Here is a 19696-nt window from a genome sequence, read left to right on the forward strand (position 1 = left end):
TTTCTCGGTTCGACTCTCCAACTCGTATTCGTAGAGATCCGCAAAGTAGTAGCCCTTTGCATTGTCGCGGCGGCGAGAATAGACGATACTGCCTCCATCCGGCGACCAGGAGAATGATCCGAATGCACGTGACGCAACGCGATGTCCAAGCGCACAGGTATAGGTGAAGGGATCTTCGAGGAGACCCTCTCCTTTCAGAACAAGTTCCTCATGACCGTTACTGTCGACGACGTACAGTCCGGTCTGACTGAAGTCACGTCCGCGATTTGAAACGTATCCGTATCGATCACCCTCCGGCGAAAACGCCGGGTGTCGATTGAGGAAGCCCTCTCCTTGAAGAAGTCGGCCAGCGACCGGATCGGTGCGGACCTTCGACGTAGCCTCTGCATACCCGCTGCTCAAATCCTCCTTCCAGTCCTCGTAGATAGATCTGCCGTTCTCGCCCAGGGCTTTCCTGGCGGCGCGCTGGAAATTCCATGACTTCCAGGATCCCAGCGACAGCGTGAGGTCCCGAAGCGCCTGCTCTCCATACCTGCCGGCGAGGTACTGCGTAAAGGCAAACCCCTGGTTGTATACCGTTTCGCGCTCGAGACTGTTGTGCGAGTAGAACCCTCCCATATCGGCGAGCGACAGCATTTCATCCGCTAGTACGCGGGTGCGCAAAAGCATATCCCGATGAGAATCCCACGTGTCAAAGCTCATTCCGGTTCGCTGGTACTGTGCGGTGCCTTCGGCAAGCCACGCCGGATTGTTGACGACCGGAATCGGGTACGTGACGATGCCGTCCGGATAACCATACAGGACGTCCGGGCGGCGGACATCCTCGTACGTGAGCATCTGGAAGTAATAGAAAGGGACTCGCCGCGTCGACTTCATCGCGGCGCCGACTTGCACGATGTGGGTGAACTCGTGCGTCACGACATTACGCAGCCAGTTGTGCCGACCACGAAACGGAGTGTTCAGAGCCGGCGACCAGAGCTGTATGACGTTGTCAAAAAAGTATGCGGCACCGTTGGAATAGTCTTCAAAGTCGCGCAGGACAATCGAGACCTTCGCATCAGGCTCGTGAGCGTAAAGCTCGGTAATGGGACCGTAGATTTCTTCCGCAATCGAAGCCACGATCCGGGCGGACCGCTCACTCGTGGGACCATCCGCGCTCGAATGGAAGTGTACCCGGAAATGCGGCGTCTCGAGGGTACTCCACTTTAGGTCGCCTCGAACGAAATCATAGAACGATGGAGACACCTGGGCGGTGGACGACGCCGGAAGCATCGACGCCAGGCAGAATGCGGTCGCTATGATCGTGAGGCTTCGATTCATCGAACGATCGCCAGGCTGATCAGTCGGGATTCAGATCTTCCGGAGTCGGAGGTTGCCGTGATGCGCGCGAAGTACAGACCGCTCGGTGCGTCTGTTTCCCACGTCATTTCGAAGGGGGCCCCGGGCCGAACCACCGGGACGCTCAGGCTACCCGCGAATCCACCTGCCATATCTACGATCGTGATGACGACCGAGGCGTGGTCGGTCGTCGCGACCCTGAAATTAGTGCGTCCATCCCGCACTGGATTTGGCCAGTTGTATGTCTCTGCTGCAAGCAATAGCGCTCCCGCGTCCGGCGACGTTCCATCACGTTCCGCAAGCTCCACAAACGACAGGTTGCCGGACCCTCCGAGGAATTCACCCCATCGCGGCTCGCCGGGTTCGACGAGGTCCCAGACGCGAAAGTCCGCATCGACTGATACCGTATAAAGACGATCCAATCGTAGACCCGGCGTTGCGACGATAGAGCCTCCCGCAGGCAGCGGAAAGCCATCGACCAGACGACCGCGCTGCTCCATGTCGAACGCGCTGACGTATCCGTTCTCCCCGGATACGAGTACGATCGGACGGGTGCGCTCCACTCCCCCGATCATCAGGGACTGCGCCGTGGCCGGCGACCGCAGGTCGATCGGAAATCCTTCGGCCAGCGCGCCGCCACGTGTAAACGCAAGAAGCTGACTACCACGCGCGACTACGACATCCAGCCTGCCGTCGCCATCAACATCATCTAGCATCGGAGCAGGAACACGATCCGGCCAGTTCCACTCCAGTGACGACCGAAGAATGCGGAGCGGATCGAGTACGCGAATCTCACCTAATTCCTGCAACAGAAGTATCCGTCCATCCCGTGGAGCCGCTACGCCCAGAATTCCATCAACGTCAGTGCCAAACGCCCAGGTGCCTGCCGCACCTACACCGAGCGCGCTGGTTTCCCAGGTGGTCACGATGGATCCATCAGCACTTACGAGCTCGATTGACCCATCAAAACCAATGGCGAGCCTCCCTTCCCCTCCATACGATGCTCCCAGAGGCACGCTCTGGAGCGCCACGGACGAGACGACTGTACCGGCCGAATCCAGTGTCAGGATAAGACCACCGATGGCGGAGGCAAACACGATGTAAGCATCCGCCCCAACAATCATTATCGGTGACACAGGCAAATAGTCGTCCGCCGAAACGCCGACTGGCTCCGATGATGTCTGACCCGTTCTCGGATCGATCCGCGTGATTTGGAACTCCCCTTCAAGAACCGATATCGTCCATAACTCATCACGAACGCAGGCGGACTGGGTCTCGACAAATTCGACGTCTTCGACAATCGAAATAAGGCCGTCGTCGTCCGCGAAGACGAACGCGCGACGACCCGTGCCGGCATGCCTGACAGCCACAGCGTAGAACGGACTCGCTGCCTCGTCGCACCACTTGACGCCTGTCGCAGATTCAGTCTGGTACGCGTCCTCAAGATGAAAGGAGGCGTCGTCTGCCGGACTCGCCGACGACCCACCCACTCGCCGCACGACCGCCGACATGACCGGCCCCGGTGCCGAGAAATCAGCAACCTCGACAAAACTCGGTCCGCCTTCGTTGGATCGACTGTCAGGATAGGTGTCGTCGCCGAAACGGTTTTCATACAGCACCACCTCGCGACCCGACGATGTTATGACAGTCGCTGGATTGCCAGCGTAGAAGAAATCGAATGGCGTTCCAAGATCGAGCGCAGAACCGAATAGTCCCCGGGACGGATATCCGAGGTCCTGGCCCGAGTCTGCCTCTTCGACATCCAACCCTCTCCACGACGGGTCGGCATTCACCGTGTTCGTCGTGATGGCCTGCCTGATCTTACGCTCGTCGGCATGCCAGATGAGGACGCCCCCGACAAGCGGATTGTCGTTTTCGTCCAGGCCGCCCGGCAATGCCCAGTCGTGATCGTCGACACCAATCACGACTCCACCCGCAAATCCATCAATCGTTCTGCTGTTGAATTCCGGATCACCGTTTTCGAAAGACTGATCCGTAACCGTTCCGTCATTCCAGACCTGCAGCGATAATCCGTCACCATCAACATCGCGATGTCGATTCTCGATCAAGAAGTATTCTGAGTCCGAGATCCATACACGCGCGACATCCGACTCCGGCCCGGATGCAGCACGCAACGTCAGCTCTACCGGAAGGCCTCCGCGAACCTCAATCGGCTCTACCCACTTCAGGAACACCTTCGTCCAGGCGCTGGGCTCGGGCGGAATCAGACCGCCATATGCAAAGATTCCAAGGGGGTCCATAAGTCCGAAAGGACCTATCGCGCTCTCCCCTGTCGCAGTGTCGAACAGATCTGGAACGCCCAGGAAATTGAAAAAACTTGCCGCGAGCAGCCCGTTTGTCGTCAGCTCGACGAGAAAGTACTCGTCCGACAGAAAATCAAATCCTCGCCGCGTTTCCGTGCGCGGAATCACGGCCGTATTCGCCACGGGCAGTCCCTTGAAGCTCAGGCCAGTCGCCCCAAGTCGATCGAGCGAAATGCCGTCGAAGTAGATCGATGGAAGGTCTAGCGGCGTCTTGTCGAGTGTGGTACCGACGAGCTCGATATCGCGACCTATGCCTGCGTGAAAAAGAACAAATAGAACTCGCTCCGGATCGAGACCAATAGGCGTGACGAACTCCACTTGCTGATCGGCGATCGTCCAGGCCTCGGTGACAAGCGAAGCCAGTTTCGATAGCTGCTCGTCGGACGAGGCATCCAATCCGACGGGGCTATACTCCTCCATTTTTCCCGTGACCCGGACGACCTCGGGAAGTAGCATGGGCTGGATTTGGACTTGCCCGTCCGACACCGAACGCAGATAGTTGTGAAGGGCAGTTAGATGCGCCCTGAAGAACGAGGAGTCGTGAGGAAGGGGGTCTACTTTCGGAACCAGGCCACCGTACGGATCCGAGGCAAACGTACCCTCGCCCGAGGTAAATCGTGACGTATCGGGCTGGAACTCCACCTGGAGTCCTATGACGGTGAACCATCCCGTTGTCGGCTTCTCAACCGACTGCGAGGTCGCCTGAATCCGATGAATCCGGGGAGTAATTCCCTGGGCACCGGCACGTCCTGCGACGGCAGAAATAAGCAACAGGCCACAGAGAATACGACGTCGGCCGAGACAGCTAAGCAGTTTCTGCTTACTTCGACCTCTATCCATCCTTTGCGGCCTGCCAGATTCGCGAATCTGCAATTCGGGTTAACCGGCGAAATTCAGCAACAGCGAGAATCTCATCGTGTTGGCAAGCGGCGAGTCCTCTTCGAGAGCATAAATGTACGAGAAGTCAACACCGATAATATTGTACCTGATTCCAGCTCCCAGTGTGAGAAACTTCCGGTTGCCGTTGTACGGATCCTCGTAGAAGTAGCCACCGCGAAGTGCAAACAGTTTGTTGTACCAGTATTCGAGCCCGCCGCCGATCGTCAACTGGCGGAACACTCCCACCTTCTCGACATCATCCTCGTCATCATTTACGGTCAGATCAATATTGATCGGCTTCCACGAACTGAAGATGGCTTTATACCAGGATGCGGAGCCCGTCGAATCCCGATCGATCAGGTCTTTGTTGAAATCGACCACGAAGTTCAATGAATTGAATTCGTCAAAGTCGAATGACAACCCGGTGCCAAACCTAAAGTTGGTCGGGATGGGGTCCGCCTGATCGCTGTCCGAATACTGGATCTTTGGACCCATGTTCGCCAGATTAAAACCTGCCGAGAACGTGGTCGGAATGCTGCCCAGGTTAAACTGGTCGGTTCGATAAAGCCCTGAGAGATCGAAGGCCGTAGAGACACCGGCCTTGGTTTCCTGAGAACCGACGGTCTGGCCTGGCGCAAGGTTTGAGTAGATGAACCGCAGACTCGTACCGAGTGCAAAGTTCTTCGAGACCTTGAATCCATAGGACGCGCCGAGAGCCAGGTCGTACGAGCGGAACGTGCCCGTCGGCAGGTTCTGCTCATCGCGGCCCTCATGTTCGCCAAGATTCAGGTAGGTCACATGAGCGCCAAACGTTCCCCAGCCAGGGACGTGGTGCTTGGCGACGAGGTACTCGTAGAACAGACCCACGTCAAACTCCGGTAGCCAGTTTGAGTGCGTGATACCAGCTTCGGTGCCAGTCTGGAAGGCAAGCCCGGCCGGGTTCCAGAAACTGGCGCTGGCGTTGTCCGCCAGTGCCACTCCGGCGTTACCCATACCGGCGCTTCGGCTGTCGGGTTCGATCTTGAGAAATACGACTCCCGCCCCACCGACCTGAGCACGGGCGAAGGGGCTCGTGAGAGCGAGCGCCATGGCGAGCACCAGTGCAACGGAACCGCCCCGGCGGATCGCGCTCATGCGGTGCTGTGTGATCGAATTGGAACGGTTCATGATCTTCACTCTAGTGCGTTGTGTAATTGACGTCGTAAGAAGGAAAAGGTTTTGGCAAAAGCCGCTACCGAATAAGTGCAAGTTTCTCTATCTGCTCCGCGATCTGTCGGTCGCCTTCGGGACGTTCTACCTCCAGTGTCACCTTGTACAAATAGACACCGGTCGCCACGCGATCGCCGTCATCATCCAGTCCGTCCCACTCTGCAACCACGGGACCGGCGCCGAGAGAGCCAGCCGGCAAAATCTCGGACCCCTCCATCGTTCGTATCGGCCGGCCGTTTAGAGAGTAAATCCGGACTCTTGCTTCCGCCAGCGTTCCCGGTAACTGATTGTGCTCTAAAATGAAGCGCGTGCGACCGCTGGTCGGGTTGGGGTAGTTGTAGACGTTGCGAATTGTCAGGTCCGTGCTCTCGGAAACAAGGAATTCCAGCGTCTCGCTCGACGAGTTGTTCAGAACATCCCACGCTCTGACAGACACGCTACCGGGACCGGGCTGGAGCGCGGACAGATCCCACTGAACGGCACCGCGCTGAAATGAGTTCTCATCGGCCTGAAAGCTTGAACTGATATCAATAGCTGAGCTTTCCTCGCCATTTACAACAAGCAGCAACTCGTGTCCGACCCCCGCCCCGACCGTATTGATACCGCTCTCATCGAACAACCTGACGATCAACGACGGCTCCGGGTGCGTCAGGCCGCCTGAAACAAAGGTCGTGTCGTTGAGAAAGAGCGATACTTCCGGACCGACTGAGTCGTCCGGAGGATTCGCCGACGTACCACCGACTACGACATTCTCCGTATAGCCCATCGCATGACCGTCCGCGTTCGTTGCGTAGGTGAATATGCGGCCCGACCGGTTGCTGTACGAGATGTCCTTCGGCACGACGAAGGTAGCTTCATATTGTCCGTTGCTGGTGCGAACCGAGCCTCTCCAGATGAGATCCTCACGAACCAGATAGTAAGGTGTAGGCATGAATGCACGATAGCGGATGGGCACCTCTCGCTCCGCGTCGAAGACTGTAATTGCAACCCGGCCGTCGAAGGAATCGTCGATCGAACCATCGACTCGCCGGACCGAGCCTGCTATAGTGATGCGCTCCAGTGCCGGCAGCTGCCCGGTACCCTCGCTGACATCCACACCATTCACGCGGTCAACGGTCGTCTCGCGCGGAGGAATTCCGAGGCGCATGGTCGGGTCGCCCAGGAGGTTGAACTTGCGACTGTTGCCCAGCAGGCCAACGCTGGTATTCTTGGTGCCAAGCATCGCATCGCCGAGACGTACCGGCAGGCCCGCGGCGTCGCGGCGGAACAGCTCTGTGTTCAGGGCTCGATTCAATCCCGGATTCAGCGACGAAGTGTCGCTCGACGTGTAGACGAGCCGGACCGTCGTCAGCATCGCAACGGCACCGCCGTCTGGATTCAGGAGGAGAGTCTCCGCACCACTTTCGAAATCATCGATGTCCCACCAGCCAAACGAGCACGTCGCCGTGATGAAGACCGACAACTTGTCTCTGTTCGTCAGCGCTGCAGCATCTTCCTTCGTGAAGAGCTCCTCCTGGGCGAGTCCACTCGGACCACCGTGCCCCGAATAGTTGACGACCAGGGTCCCGCTCTCAATGGATTTGAGGATCTCTTTCTTGGCGTCCGGAATCCGAAACTCATTCAGAAACACTCGCTCGAACGACTCACCGTAAATTTTGCGCGCGTTGATCGACGGATAGAGCCCCTGTCGAACCAATTCCGCAACCGAATCGATATTCTGAAGATGCAGATCGCTTTCGGGACGGTTGCCGGTTGCACCGGTAAACGCATCGTCGGCGATGTAAGTGTAGGTACCCCGCCATGGACCGAACGTCTCCGGCGATTCGTATGACACCACCTTGTCCAGCATCATTTGCGCTTCCTGGACGGTTCGAACAGGGAAACGGCCGATACCAACATCCATTCGTTCGAAGGATGTGAATCCGAAGCCCCGGTATTCCCAGACACCTTCCCCGTCATCCAGAAGTCCGAAGTAGTCGTCCGATGTGTAGCTCCGATCGGGGTTATAGGACTCCTCTGTTTCGTACGGGAATATGTGGTTTGGAGTCTGCGAGATGCCTGTCCTGAGCCCACGGTAGTCGAAATGGCCGTCGCCAAGGAACAGGACGTACTTGATCAGATTCTCGTCATCCGGCGCCCGGTCATACAAGAACTTGATGTAGTCGCGCGTCGCCCGCATATCCGGGACACCGCCGGAAAACTCGTTATACAGGCTCTGGATATCCACGACTTCCACGACAAGGCCCTCGTTACGACGGCGATCCGCGAGTTGGGTGGCAATGGCACGGAAGTCGGGCGGCGTAAAGATTACGAAGTCCGGATATCCGGCCAGCCCGTGTAAATTCTGAGCCGGAACCAGAGAGGCCAGCTCCGAATCGAGCAGTCGTGCTGCCGTCACGTCGAACGCAATGATCTCTCTTGGTTCAGCAGCACCGACAAGGTCGAGCTGGAGGTCGAATGAACCCGACCCCTGGCGCACCTCAAGTGCACGAATGGCTGCCGGGTTCGTGACGTCCCAGACGGTCGGCGCCGTGATGAATCCGCCCAACCGGAGCTCGTGAGCGCCGGATGCCGCGGACGGCGTGCTGAATCGAAGAACTCCGTCGACCGCCTGCAACCTCTGAGGGTACGTGAGCCGAAGCCAATCGAGCGCAGCCTGCGGATCGTTGCTCTGTTGGAGCAGGGTCATTCTTATGCTCAACGGTCCTGCCGGGGCGGAGAGATAGGAGAACGATCGAGTCGAAACAGCCGCCGAAGGCTGCTCGGCGCCTGGCGATATGATCCGTGACGCCGAGATGGAGCCCAATACCTGGGACCCTGCGTCAAATTGCACGGTCGCCAGCGGGTTCGACTTTATCGCGACACGGGAGGTCATCTGAATGTCACCGCCGGCGAAGCCGGGAAGACTGACGCCACTCATGATGTCGAATCGCCCGCCTGACTGAATCGGGTTACTCACCCACGTGTGGCCACTTCCGTGTTCCTTGCTCCATATGAACACATCGGGGTCTACGAAATGTCGCCCGACCACCTCAGTCAGCACGACAGGCGATTGCAGATTCGGGAATACCACGGATTCGACCTTCGCACTACTACCAACGCCGACGCGAACAAAGACGTAGTTCTGCTTCGAAAACGGATGCACGTAGTGCTGCCACTCACTCGTCTCATCGTCGAATCGCCAACCGCTGGGTGCGCGCGCATAGAAGAAAACAGCGTCAGCCGCGGCAAACGAACCATCACCCCCACCCACAGCCAAGACCGGACGCTCCTGCAGGTCGGCTGGACGGATATCCGAATTGAGCGCGGGAAGTGGCGCTCCTCCATTCCCGAAGACCTGGACGTTGTTCGGCTCGACATTGTCAGGGTTGAGGCCCAGCTGCGAGAGGAAGCTGCGATCGATCTTGAAGATTCCCTCCTCGGCTATCGGCACCTTGTAAACGGTACCGTCGGCAAGAACGCTTCTCTCAACGGAGAGATGCCCGTTCACAAACTGACCTGTCGCCAATCGCTTCGAATTTGCAGATTCGCCTCCCGCAACACGGACCACGATGCGCCTGTACCGGCGCAGTCGCCCGGACGCTGCGTCGTAGTGAACCGGACGAACGGCAACAGACCCCACGAGCCGCTTCCTTTGCCAACCTACTCCGTCGACACTGGCAATGTCCGACGATAGAGATCGAAGCAGCGATCTAGGAGCCGAACCGACTGAAACCACGACTTCATCGTACTCAGCAGCTACGATTTGGGCGGTAGCATTCGCTGACACCGGAATGGTCTCGGACGCCAGAGGTTCACCCCCCGTGATCGATCTGATCATCGCCGCTGACAGCTGCGGAGACGACAACGAAACTGAGTCAACGGCGGCGCGGAGGGTGCTCGACCATTGGAAGTTGAATTCGACGGTCGTCGACGTAGTCGACTGCTCTACCGACGTGGCCACGTTCTGCGCACGAATCGCCGGGGCCCACATCGCAGCGATCGCGAGCATGAGAATCCCGACGGAAGGCCGGAGATGGTCCGACCGCATGCGGCCGGACGATTGACGATGGGTACGCTGTTCGAACAAGATCCGCTAACGTTTGCCTCGGAACGAGGCTCTGTCTGGTTACTTACTTCAACGGTACAGATCGTAGCGGAATGTCACGATAGGCTTGTTCGATTATCGGTTGTTTGACCCGGGCATATCAGCACCCGGGAAGATAACGCGCCGTCGACCGTGGAAAAAGGCAGGGAAACCGGACGGCTTGTAATCGGCTCCGAGCGGGTTTGTAACGGTATTCGACCGCAGAGTTCCTCTTATGCGGGGGATCGACCGCATTGTGATCCGTTTCAAGTCAATCTTGGTCGTTTGTCCACAGAGCGAGCAAAACGGACCGGCGGATCCTAGTCCGGCATAAGGTCCTGAACCTCAATGAGGCGTTCAACCTGTTCCGAAATCTGACGCGTCGCCTTGTCGATGTCCCTCAGCGGATCCACAAACTCCGAACCCAGACCCGCGGACGCCGCCATCTCAATCAGTATCTCGGTATTTCCCGCAACGATCGAAATCGGATTGTTGATGTCATGATAGATGGACGAAATACTTCGTCGGATCTTTCGCACGTCGTGTTGAACACCGGTGGGCGTTCCCGAACTAGACTCGCTGTCCATAATCAGGGGGTTGTACTGGTTATCTCAAACTACAACTCATCAAGCCGTCTCTCGTCAACGACCCGGGGCCCTCGCTCTCCCATCGAAACCGATCCAACTTCGACCTCCGGGTCGTGTTCAAAGAACAGGTGCCAGTTTCCTTCAAGCGCCGAATTTAGAAATGCAGCCTTCTCCCTGATCGTCACCAGAGGCTCTACGTCGTACGCCATTGTCCACGCCGCGGGAAGGTGAAATCGCGTGGGCAGCAGATCGGCTGCATAGACCAGCGTCTTGCCACCCCCTTCCAGCTTGACAAGTTGCATCTTCTCTGTGTGGCCATCGACGGTCATTACGGATACCCCCGGAAACAGCTCGGTCTCACCATCACAAAGGACTAGCTGCCCCGACGACGCGAGCGGAGCAAGATTCTCTTTCAGGAATGACCCCCGCTCGCGAGGATTCGGCGCGTTGGCCGTCCGCCAGTGATCAACCTGGACATGAAACCTGGCATTGGGAAACGCAACCGCCAGAGTATCTCCGGATCTCATGGTGCTTCCCCCGCAGTGATCGAAATGAAGGTGTGTCAAGATCACGTCAGTGACATCATCCAGCCCAAGGCCCGCCCCGTGAAGCGAACCCTCGAGGCTGGAAGAATTTGTGTCGACATCGTAGATGTGACCGAACTTCTCGTCGAATTTCGTGCCGATTCCGTTGTCAATCAGGATCAGCCGGTCCTGGCCTTCGACGAGCAGGCATCGCATCGCGAGCCGGATACGATTCCGGTTGTCGGCGGCGATCTTCCTCTCCCACAGTGGCTTGGGGATGACACCAAACATCGCTCCGCCGTCGAGTCCGAACGTGCCGGCGTCGATCGACCTGAGGATGTAATCGCCCATGCGGGTCATAGCCTTTTCCAATAATTAGTCCTCACTTACATCTGGCGGAAAATCCTTGAAGTGACCGTTCGACCGGATCTTCTCCCTCAACGTGCCCATCTTCTCCACTTGCGGTATGAACCCTTCCAGGAACGACACGAGAAACGAGATCCGATCCGACTCAGATTCCTTCTCAAGTACGCTCTGCTTCTGGGCGAGTGTCAGGCCGGCATTCTGAGCGATGAAGAACGAAACCATGTCGACGTCCTCGTAGATCGACGGGCTCACGTCTCGTCCGGCCAGTTCCAGAAGCTTCATATGTTGTGCAATGACCCGCTGTTGGATGTTCGGGTCCACTTCCTCCGACGCTTCGGGTAGTACATCTACGCGCCCCTGCATGTACTGTCGGTCCTCGGAGACTTCTCGCACACGAAATCGCTGGCGGCCCTCGACAGCGATGTCGAGTCGGCCATCTGGATACCGTTTCAGTATCTGCCGAATCTCCGCGACACACCCGACGTCCGACAGCACACCTTCAACCGCCAGGACGACGCCGAAGGATCGATCACCCGAAAGGCAATCCCTGATCATCTCCTTGTATCGCGGTTCAAAGATGTGGAGTGGTACCGTCTCGCCGGGATACAGGACCAGATCGAGTGGAAATAGTGGAAGATGTTCTGCTGTCATCCGGTGTGGTCGGCGAAGATCGTGTGGCCGCCCTTGATATCGACTCCTACGCCGTCTTGTTTCTGAGGACGTGCCGTCTGTGCGTACCTTGTGTATAGCCCGACGTCATGAATGCGGACACCAACGAACGTGCGCACCCGGTCATTGATAGTTTTCTTGCTTGCGCATGCGACGGCGATCGCCCAGCCGGCCAACTTTGGTTCGGCCGACGATCCTTCGGAAACGGCGTCCGGAACGGTTTGGCGCCGATCGATCAACGCAGACGTCCGGGGCGGCCTGTCCCTAATCGGTCCCGACTGGCGCGCCGCCACAGGTGTTACTGTCGAATACCGCGGCATGGACCTCTCGGCCCGCTTCAATGGCACGTTTCGCGGCGGTATCTCGGGTGCTTACGACCCGGACATCAACGGAGCATACGATCTCCTGCGCCTCGTCGAGTTCGTGCGCCTGACTCCTTCCCCGCGAGGCTTCTACCTGCGCGCGGGCCCGACCAACCGGTTCCGACTCGGGACCGGACACGTCGCCAACTTCTTCAGTTCGGAGACGGTCTGGGATGATCGCACGGTCGGCCTGGAGGCAATGTGGCCGGGTCCTATGTTCGACGTCCGTGTGTTCAGTGATGACGTGCGTATGAATCGTGTCATGGGCGGACGACTTTCCGTTCGGCCTCTCTTCTGGGCGAAGGAAGAGAACGCGCGGTCGCTTGAAATTGGAGCGGCCTACGTAACAGATCGTCGTCAATTTGGTGGAGAACCGCTCATCACCGCATACACGTTCGACCTTCGGTTCACTGCTGCCAGTGTTGGCGAAGTGATCATCCAACCGTTCGCCACCGTAAGTGCGTATCGAGACGCCGGCGCCGGCTTCGGACTCGGCGGCGAAATGTTGAGCGACAACTTCATCGATGTCGCCCGGTTTCGACTGCGCTTTGCGCTATACGTCAGCGATGACGGATTCATCCCTGGATACGTCGGTTCGCTGTACCGTGTTAACAATCCCAGTGCACGAATAATCAAGTCAGAAGACTTCTCCGGTACAGATCCCATCGATGCTCTCGTGGGACTTCGTCTTCAGGACGCGGAGCGCGGAACGTCGTTCGAAACGGAACTCCGAGTGCTATTTTTCGATCAATTCGAGTTCTGGTATAGCTTCCGGAGACATTTCGGGGGCGCCCCGCTCAGCGAGTACCACCTCCGACTTTTCTTCCAGACCGGCCGATTGTCCGCGCAGGTGTCTCAGGATCGTGGCGGACTCAAGAGCTTTTTTACGCTCTTCAATGATGTGGGAGACCAGACGACGCTTCAGCTTCGAACAGACTATCACGTCGCCCGAGGATTCTGGCTGTTCGTGCGAGCAATCTACTCCTACGAACGTGCGGAGCAACAGGCGGATGGGGTAGACCGCTTCGTCGTGCAGCGGCGCTTCGAGCCCTATACGGGCCTGAGATTCCGGTTCTAGCTCTACTTGATCGCGGCACTCATCTCGAGCATCTTCTCGATCGGGCGCAGTGCGCGAAGGCGAAGCGATTCCTCCATCTCGATCTGCGGCCACTCGTGCAACAGACACAGGTAGAGTTTTTCGATCGTGTTGAGCCGCATGTGCGGACACTGGTTGCAGGCGCATCCGCTTTCAGGTGGAGCCGGAATGAACTGCTTGTCCGGGTTGTCCTTCTTCATCTGATGCAGGATCCCTTCCTCGGTCGCAACAATAAAGGTCGACGCGCTATTGTCGGTAGCGTACTTCCGGATCTGACTTGTGGATCCGATGAAGTCAGCGTGCCGAAGAACGGCTTCTTCGCACTCCGGGTGCGCGAGGACCGGTACACCGGGATTCCTCATTTTGAGGCGGACCAGTTTCTTCTCGCTGAACGTCTCGTGAACTATGCACACGCCATCCCATATCACCATGTCCGTCCGACCGGTGGTCTTCGCCAGATAGCGACCCAGGTTTCTATCCGGCGCGAATATGATTGGCTGGTCGGCGGGAATTTGTCGAATAATGTGCTCGGCATTTGACGAGGTGACGATGATGTCCGTCTGGGCCTTCGTGGCTGCCGTGCAGTTTATGTACGAGATAACAATATGGCCCGGGTGCAGCTTGATGAAGTCGCCAAATTCGTCGGCCGGGCACGAGTCAGCCAGTGAGCAGCCCGCATTGAGATCCGGAAGAATCACTTTCTTTGACGGGCTGAGAATCTTGGCCGTTTCCGCCATGAAGTGGACACCGGCGAACACGATGATATCCGCGCTGGTCTCGGCGGCCTGTCGAGATAGCCCCAGCGAATCCCCGATGTAGTCGGCGACGTCCTGGATTTCGGGCTCCTGATAATAGTGCGCAAGCAGAATGGCATTCTTTTCGCGCTTCAGATCCTCGATGGCGGCCACGAGGTCCGTGGACGGATCAACTTCCTCTACGACGTAGCCCACAGCCGGATCAAGAATCGTCTGCAATGGAATCATGAGAATAGGCGTTGTATCCGTAAAGATTGATCAAGTGATTTCTTCCTGCCCCAGCACCCTTTTTAACCACCCGACGTCACATCAGATCCTTGTCGCCGCGCTGCGGGTTCTTCCGAAATGACGTGGTTTTCGAGCCGCAGCAGTCGATCAGCCATGCCGGCAAGCGTCGTGCTGTGCGTTGCAAGCACAAACGTCTGCTCCAGGTCTCTGCTTAGCCTGACGATCTCTTCCTGCAGTCGATGAGCGGTGTCGCCATCCAGATTTCCGGTCGGTTCGTCGGCCAGAACCAGCCTCGGAGCATTCATGAGGGCCCGAGCGACTGCCACGCGTTGCTGCTCGCCCCCCGACAGGGCGTGAGGCCGATGATCGGCACGGTCCGCGATGCCGAGAATGTCGAGAAGTTCGAGAGCGCGCCCGCGCACCTGCCGGAGCGGACGTTGCTGGATAATCGCCGGCATCGCCACGTTCTCAAGAGCCGTGAACTCGGGCAGCAGGTGGTGAAACTGGAATACGAATCCGACGTGTTGGTTGCGAAACTTCGACAGGTCAGAATCCTCTTTCGCAAAGATGTTGTCGCCTTCAAAGAGGACGTCACCACTATCTGGTCGATCAAGAGCGCCGAGCAGGTGTAGCAACGTGCTCTTGCCGCTGCCACTCTCGCCAACGACCCCGACGATCTCACCTCTACGGATATCGAAGCTGACGCTTTGCAGGACAAGAAGACTTCCACTGAGCGCGGCAGGGTACGACTTCGTCAGGTCCCGGACGCGAACGAGAGGTGTGACATCTGTCGGCGGGCTCTTCATGGTCGATCAGCGCTCGATCCCGTACTTGTTCATCTTGTTATACAGATGAGAGCGCTGAATGCCAATAGCCTCGGCGGTCTTGCTGACGTTCCAGTCGAAGTGAGACAATTTGTGCTCTATGAAGAGCTTCTCGGCTTCGTCGCGGAATTCACTGAACTGAGCAAACCGGTCCAGCAGCGTATCAAAATTGTTGGCCCCTGCTCCGCCGCTCTGAACGAAGCGATCGACATCGCGTGCGGTGATGCTATCGCCGGCGCTGAGTATCAGTAGTCGCTCTACCACGTTGTGGAGTTCTCGGACGTTTCCTCGCCACTCCAGGGTTCGCAGGCGCGCCATCGCCTCATCCTCGAACGGTTTCGGATCGAGGCCGTTGCGTCGCGTAAGCCGGCCTGCGAAGTGCTCGGCGATCGTAGGTATATCTTCCCGACGTTCACGAAGGGGAGGTACATCAAGGAGAATCACGCCCAGGCGATGATACAGGTCCTCGCGAAACTCACCCTCCTCTATCCGGACCAGCAGATCCTTGTTGGTTGCTGCGAGTACGCGGACATTAACCGGGATGCTTCGATCTCCGCCAACGCGCGAGATCCGATTTTCCTGAAGTACGCGAAGCACTTTCGCCTGCGCGGACAGGCTCATGTCGCCGATCTCATCAAGAAACAGTGTCCCGCCGTCTGCCTGTTCGAACTTGCCGATCCGCTGCTTTGTCGCCCCCGTAAACGAACCTTTCTCGTGCCCAAAGAGCTCACTCTCGATCAGCTCGCTGGGAATCGCTGCGCAATTGACCTCGACGACGGGTCCGTCGCCGCGATTGGACAAGTGGTGGATCCACTTGGCGACCAACTCTTTGCCGGTCCCTGCTTCCCCGGTGATTAGCACCCGGGCCTCGGTGGGCGCCACACGCTCTACCGTCTCCTTGATTCTGGAAATCGCCGGGCTGTCACCCAGGATAGGCGTCAGGTCGCCCTCATGATGCTCGACGAGCGTCTGCCGCATTCGTCGATTCTCGGTCGCGAGCTGGCCGCGATCCAGAGCATTTCGGAGGGTCACCAGCAGCCGGTTCAAGTCCGGCGGCTTCTCCACAAAATCGAACGCACCGAGCTTCGTGGCCTCGACTGCTGTTTCAATTGACCCGTGACCGGAAATCATGACAATGGGGATCTCCGGCATCTCTTTCGACGCGATCGCCAGAACCTCCAGACCATCCTTTTTCGGCATCTTGACGTCAAGCAGAACGACGTCATAATGCGCTTTCTTCATGGCGCTCAGCGCGGCCTCGCCGTCTTCCGCCTCATCTACTTCGAAGTCCTCGTACTCAAGGATTTCTTTCAGTGTTCGGCGAATACTGGCTTCGTCGTCGACGACCAGGATCGTTGGCATGAGTCACCTCTGCAAGGGATGGGGTGTGCTCTACGAGCTGGGTGCCTGCATCGCCCCGGCACGAGCGACGAGAATGTCCACATTGCGAGCCTGCGTGGATGCCGGATACTCTTTCGTCACCGCATTGTAGGCATCGACGGCTGCCTTGTAGTCGCCCGCGAGCTCGTATGCGCGACCGGCCTCAAGTAAGTAGCCCGGAGCCGTCACGTCGTTGGGAAACAGGAATGCCGCACGCCTGAAGAGGTCACCGGCGCGCTCGTATTGTCCCTTCATCTCGTGGATCGCTGCCTCTCCTGCAAGTGCGCTCGCTCCGAGATAATTAGCATCCTTGTCGAAATCCTCAAACAGCTCGAGCGATCGATCATACTCACCCAGCCGAAATAGGGCGTCGGCCGCGTAGAATCGTGCAAGATTGCCAGCGTTGGTTATGCTGAAGTCTGACGCGACCGCGAGCAGGCCCATCGTATCATCGGAACCGTTCAGTGCGGCTTCGTAATCGCCGGACTCGTAAAGGCTGACGGCCGGAGCAAGAAATCGCTGGCCATCCGCCTCGCGCTGCTGCTGCCAGTAGGAATACCCTATGATGCCAACTACTACTAGAGCGATGACGCCAAGAATACCGTACGCGAGGTTCCGATTGTTGTCAAGAGCCTGCCACACGCGCGACGAGAACGTGACAACAGTGTCCTGGCGAAGCTCCTGGCGACGCGAAATCTTCTTGGTGGGTTTTAGAGTCGACATATGGCGTATCGGTGGGTGTCTGCAACCTGCATCGGGTCAAACGGCATAGCCGTATAAGATATTGCCATCACGATCGCCTTCGCAACGGCACCTACCACCCGGATGTCCAACGCACAGATAAATCACAGTGGCGATATGCGATTCCTGCTCGTTTTCATGATCTGAGCACGCCAAGTCGAGACTTCGTTTGCTATTTTTTAGTCTCTAAACGGCGTGACGGCTGGTCCTCTCAAGATCGGAGAAGTCGAAGACGGAGTATGGCCCGCCGCACCCATTTGACATTCCACCCATGACCAATCAGGAGGATCACTCTGATGGCCATCAGATTAGCGATTAATGGTTTCGGAAGAATTGGACGTCTGGTATTCCGATCAATAATGGAACGGGGCTCGGACGAATTTGACATCGTCGCGGTCAACGATCTGACCGATTCGAAGACCCTGGCCCACCTGTTCAAGTATGATTCAGTTCACGGTGTCTATCCGGGTAAAGTCACCACATACGGTGACGGACTCGAAATAGACGGTGACCGTTTTAAGGTTTTCAGCGAACGCGACCCTTCCAAGCTCCCCTGGGGTGCGCTGGATGTCGACGTGGTCGTAGAGTCGACCGGTGTCTTTCGGACGCGTGAGAAGGCAGCGCTTCATCTGGAGGCGGGTGCAAAGAAGGTGGTGATATCGGCGCCCGCGAGCGGCGCCGTAGACGCGACCGTCGTCCTGGGCGTGAACGACGATGTGCTTACGGGAACGGAGGAGGTCATATCGAACGCAAGCTGTACGACCAACTGCCTAGCGCCGATGGTCAAGATTCTTGACGATGCGTTTGGCGTACGTCGCGGTTTGATGACCACGGTCCATGCGTATACGGCCGATCAGCGAATCCAGGACGCGCCGCACAAGGATCTCAGGCGGGCGCGGGCTGCCGCCACATCCATTATCCCGACGACCACCGGTGCCGCGAAGGCGGTGGGACTCGTCCTGCCCCACCTCGCCGGTAAGCTGGACGGATTTGCGCTGCGTGTTCCGACGCTCGACGGCTCGCTCACCGACCTGACCGTCGAGTTGGAGAAGGATGCAAGCGTCGAGGAGATCAACAAAGCCGTGAAGAGTGCGGCCTCCGGCCCGCTGGCTGGAATCCTCGAATACACGGAGGACCCGATTGTCTCGATTGATATCGTTCACAATCCGCACTCATGTGTTTTCGATGCTCTTTCGACGATGTCGTCCGGCAACCTGGTTAAGGTTGTGGGCTGGTACGACAACGAGTGGGGCTACGCGAACCGGACCGTAGACATGGTGGCGCTCCTGATGAAGAAGGCGCCTGCAGCGGCCGGAGCCTAGATAGCACCGTGGAGAGGGGTGCTCGCCGGAGCACTCCTCTCTATCTGGTTCGAAGTTCATCCGTAGACTGGCACAGGCAGCGCAATGGGTAAACTCAAACTGGATGATCTCGACGTCAATGGCAAGAGAGTGCTTGTACGCGTCGATTTCAATGTTCCACTGCATGATGGCGTGGTCACAGACGACACGCGCATCCGCGCCGCTCTCCCCACCATTGAAGTCATTCTGGCGCGGGGGGGGACCGCCGTCCTCATGAGTCACCTTGGTCGTCCGAAGGGCTCGCCCGACCCTGCGTACAGCCTGAAGCCGGTGGCAGAACACCTTCGCTCGCTAACGGACGCGAACGTAACGTTTTCCGCCGATACAATCGGGGAGATCGCACGCGCCGCCGTCGGCAGTGCTCCGCCGTCTTCGATCGTCTTGCTGGAGAACACGCGTTTCCACACAGGTGAAACAAAGAACGACCCGGACCTGGCCGCGAGTCTGGCGTCACTGGGCGATGTCTTTGTTAACGACGCCTTCGGCTCGGCACACCGCTCGCACGCATCGACAGAGGGGGTCACTCACCTCTTGCCGAGGTCCGCGATGGGATACCTGCTCGAAAAGGAAATCGAACATCTTTCATCGGTCCTCAGCAGTCCCGGCCACCCGTTCGTGGCGGTGCTGGGAGGTGCAAAGGTATCCGACAAGATCGGGGTCATAGAACATCTGCTTCCGTTGGTCGACACCCTTCTGATCGGCGGTGCGATGAGCTATACGTTTCTCAAGGCGACGGGTCACAGTGTGGGCACGTCTCTGGTCGAGGACGACAAGCTGGATGTGGCGAGGGATCTCCTCAAGCGAAGCGGAGGCAAACTGCGTCTGCCAACCGACCACCTGGTCGCGGCCGCATTTGACAATGACGCGGAGCGCCAGGGTGTGACAGGCGGAATCCCGAACGGGTTTATGGGCCTGGATATCGGTCCAGCTACCATCGCGGCGTATCGATCAGAGATTGAGCAGGCGCGCACAGTCGTCTGGAACGGA

At 57.9% G+C, this 19696-nt stretch carries 14 protein-coding genes; 3 read left to right on the forward strand and 11 right to left on the reverse strand.

Annotated features, from left to right (window positions below; translation table 11 throughout):
* The 7 genes from HKN37_15505 to HKN37_15535 all read right to left on the reverse strand — a co-directional run.
* Window positions 1–1320 (reverse strand): hypothetical protein (locus HKN37_15505; protein ID NNE48057.1); only part of this gene is annotated, 1320 nt, incomplete at its 3' end.
* Window positions 1317–4502, reverse strand: a complete 3186-nt coding sequence (locus HKN37_15510) for a hypothetical protein (GenBank protein NNE48058.1) — start codon at window positions 4500–4502, stop codon at window positions 1317–1319. The genes HKN37_15510 and HKN37_15505, both read right to left, overlap by 4 nt.
* Window positions 4503–4541: 39 nt before the next feature.
* Window positions 4542–5675 (reverse strand): type IX secretion system outer membrane channel protein PorV, encoded by a 1134-nt coding sequence (porV, locus tag HKN37_15515; GenBank protein ID NNE48059.1) that lies wholly within the window; start codon window positions 5673–5675, stop codon window positions 4542–4544.
* Window positions 5676–5772: 97 nt separating this feature from the next.
* Window positions 5773–9780 carry a type IX secretion system sortase PorU gene (porU, locus tag HKN37_15520; protein NNE48060.1) on the reverse strand — a complete coding sequence of 1336 codons (4008 nt, stop codon included), beginning with the start codon at window positions 9778–9780 and terminating at the stop codon, window positions 5773–5775.
* A 356-nt stretch (window positions 9781–10136) separates the two neighbouring features.
* Window positions 10137–10403 carry a hypothetical protein gene (locus HKN37_15525; GenBank protein ID NNE48061.1) on the reverse strand — a complete coding sequence of 89 codons (267 nt, stop codon included), beginning with the start codon at window positions 10401–10403 and terminating at the stop codon, window positions 10137–10139.
* A gap of 29 nt (window positions 10404–10432) precedes the next feature.
* Window positions 10433–11287 (reverse strand): MBL fold metallo-hydrolase, encoded by an 855-nt coding sequence (locus HKN37_15530; protein NNE48062.1) that lies wholly within the window; start codon window positions 11285–11287, stop codon window positions 10433–10435.
* Between the two features lie 15 nt (window positions 11288–11302).
* Window positions 11303–11944, reverse strand: a complete 642-nt coding sequence (locus HKN37_15535; protein NNE48063.1) for an LON peptidase substrate-binding domain-containing protein — start codon at window positions 11942–11944, stop codon at window positions 11303–11305.
* Between the two features lie 111 nt (window positions 11945–12055).
* Between HKN37_15535 and HKN37_15540 the strand changes: the two genes are divergently transcribed.
* Window positions 12056–13402, forward strand: coding sequence for a hypothetical protein (locus HKN37_15540; GenBank protein NNE48064.1), 1347 nt, complete (start codon window positions 12056–12058; stop codon window positions 13400–13402).
* Between the two features lie 2 nt (window positions 13403–13404).
* Here HKN37_15540 and nadA read toward each other — a convergent pair whose 3' ends face one another.
* From nadA to HKN37_15560, 4 genes are all read right to left on the reverse strand, one after another.
* Complete coding sequence (gene nadA / locus HKN37_15545; GenBank protein NNE48065.1) at window positions 13405–14403, reverse strand: quinolinate synthase NadA; 999 nt, start codon at window positions 14401–14403, stop codon at window positions 13405–13407.
* Between the two features lie 62 nt (window positions 14404–14465).
* Complete coding sequence (locus HKN37_15550) at window positions 14466–15209, reverse strand: ABC transporter ATP-binding protein (GenBank protein NNE48066.1); 744 nt, start codon at window positions 15207–15209, stop codon at window positions 14466–14468.
* Between the two features lie 6 nt (window positions 15210–15215).
* Complete coding sequence (locus HKN37_15555; protein ID NNE48067.1) at window positions 15216–16589, reverse strand: sigma-54-dependent Fis family transcriptional regulator; 1374 nt, start codon at window positions 16587–16589, stop codon at window positions 15216–15218.
* 30 nt (window positions 16590–16619) lie between these two features.
* Complete coding sequence (locus tag HKN37_15560) at window positions 16620–17330, reverse strand: tetratricopeptide repeat protein (GenBank protein ID NNE48068.1); 711 nt, start codon at window positions 17328–17330, stop codon at window positions 16620–16622.
* Between the two features lie 314 nt (window positions 17331–17644).
* Between HKN37_15560 and gap the strand changes: the two genes are divergently transcribed.
* Window positions 17645–18670: a type I glyceraldehyde-3-phosphate dehydrogenase gene (gene gap, locus HKN37_15565; protein NNE48069.1), complete on the forward strand. Its 1026-nt coding sequence runs from the start codon at window positions 17645–17647 to the stop codon at window positions 18668–18670.
* 84 nt (window positions 18671–18754) lie between these two features.
* The coding region (locus HKN37_15570) for a phosphoglycerate kinase (protein ID NNE48070.1) at window positions 18755–19696 on the forward strand (942 nt) is incomplete at its 3' end.

The organism is Rhodothermales bacterium (assembly GCA_013002345.1).
Taxonomy (GTDB): domain Bacteria; phylum Bacteroidota; class Rhodothermia; order Rhodothermales; family JABDKH01; genus JABDKH01.

What these genes read in the sequence shown, in the direction of transcription:
- nadA (NNE48065.1), bottom strand. Translation starts at nt 14,403, where the DNA reads ATGATTCCATTGCAGACGATTCTTGATCCGGCTGTGGGCTACGTCGTA.
- HKN37_15535 (NNE48063.1), bottom strand. Translation starts at nt 11,944, where the DNA reads ATGACAGCAGAACATCTTCCACTATTTCCACTCGATCTGGTCCTGTAT.
- porU (NNE48060.1), bottom strand. Translation starts at nt 9,780, where the DNA reads ATGCGGTCGGACCATCTCCGGCCTTCCGTCGGGATTCTCATGCTCGCG.
- HKN37_15560 (NNE48068.1), bottom strand. Translation starts at nt 17,330, where the DNA reads ATGTCGACTCTAAAACCCACCAAGAAGATTTCGCGTCGCCAGGAGCTT.
- HKN37_15530 (NNE48062.1), bottom strand. Translation starts at nt 11,287, where the DNA reads ATGACCCGCATGGGCGATTACATCCTCAGGTCGATCGACGCCGGCACG.
- HKN37_15550 (NNE48066.1), bottom strand. Translation starts at nt 15,209, where the DNA reads ATGAAGAGCCCGCCGACAGATGTCACACCTCTCGTTCGCGTCCGGGAC.
- HKN37_15525 (NNE48061.1), bottom strand. Translation starts at nt 10,403, where the DNA reads ATGGACAGCGAGTCTAGTTCGGGAACGCCCACCGGTGTTCAACACGAC.
- porV (NNE48059.1), bottom strand. Translation starts at nt 5,675, where the DNA reads ATGAGCGCGATCCGCCGGGGCGGTTCCGTTGCACTGGTGCTCGCCATG.
- gap (NNE48069.1), top strand. Translation starts at nt 17,645, where the DNA reads ATGGCCATCAGATTAGCGATTAATGGTTTCGGAAGAATTGGACGTCTG.
- HKN37_15555 (NNE48067.1), bottom strand. Translation starts at nt 16,589, where the DNA reads ATGCCAACGATCCTGGTCGTCGACGACGAAGCCAGTATTCGCCGAACA.
- HKN37_15540 (NNE48064.1), top strand. Translation starts at nt 12,056, where the DNA reads ATGCGGACACCAACGAACGTGCGCACCCGGTCATTGATAGTTTTCTTG.
- HKN37_15510 (NNE48058.1), bottom strand. Translation starts at nt 4,502, where the DNA reads ATGGATAGAGGTCGAAGTAAGCAGAAACTGCTTAGCTGTCTCGGCCGA.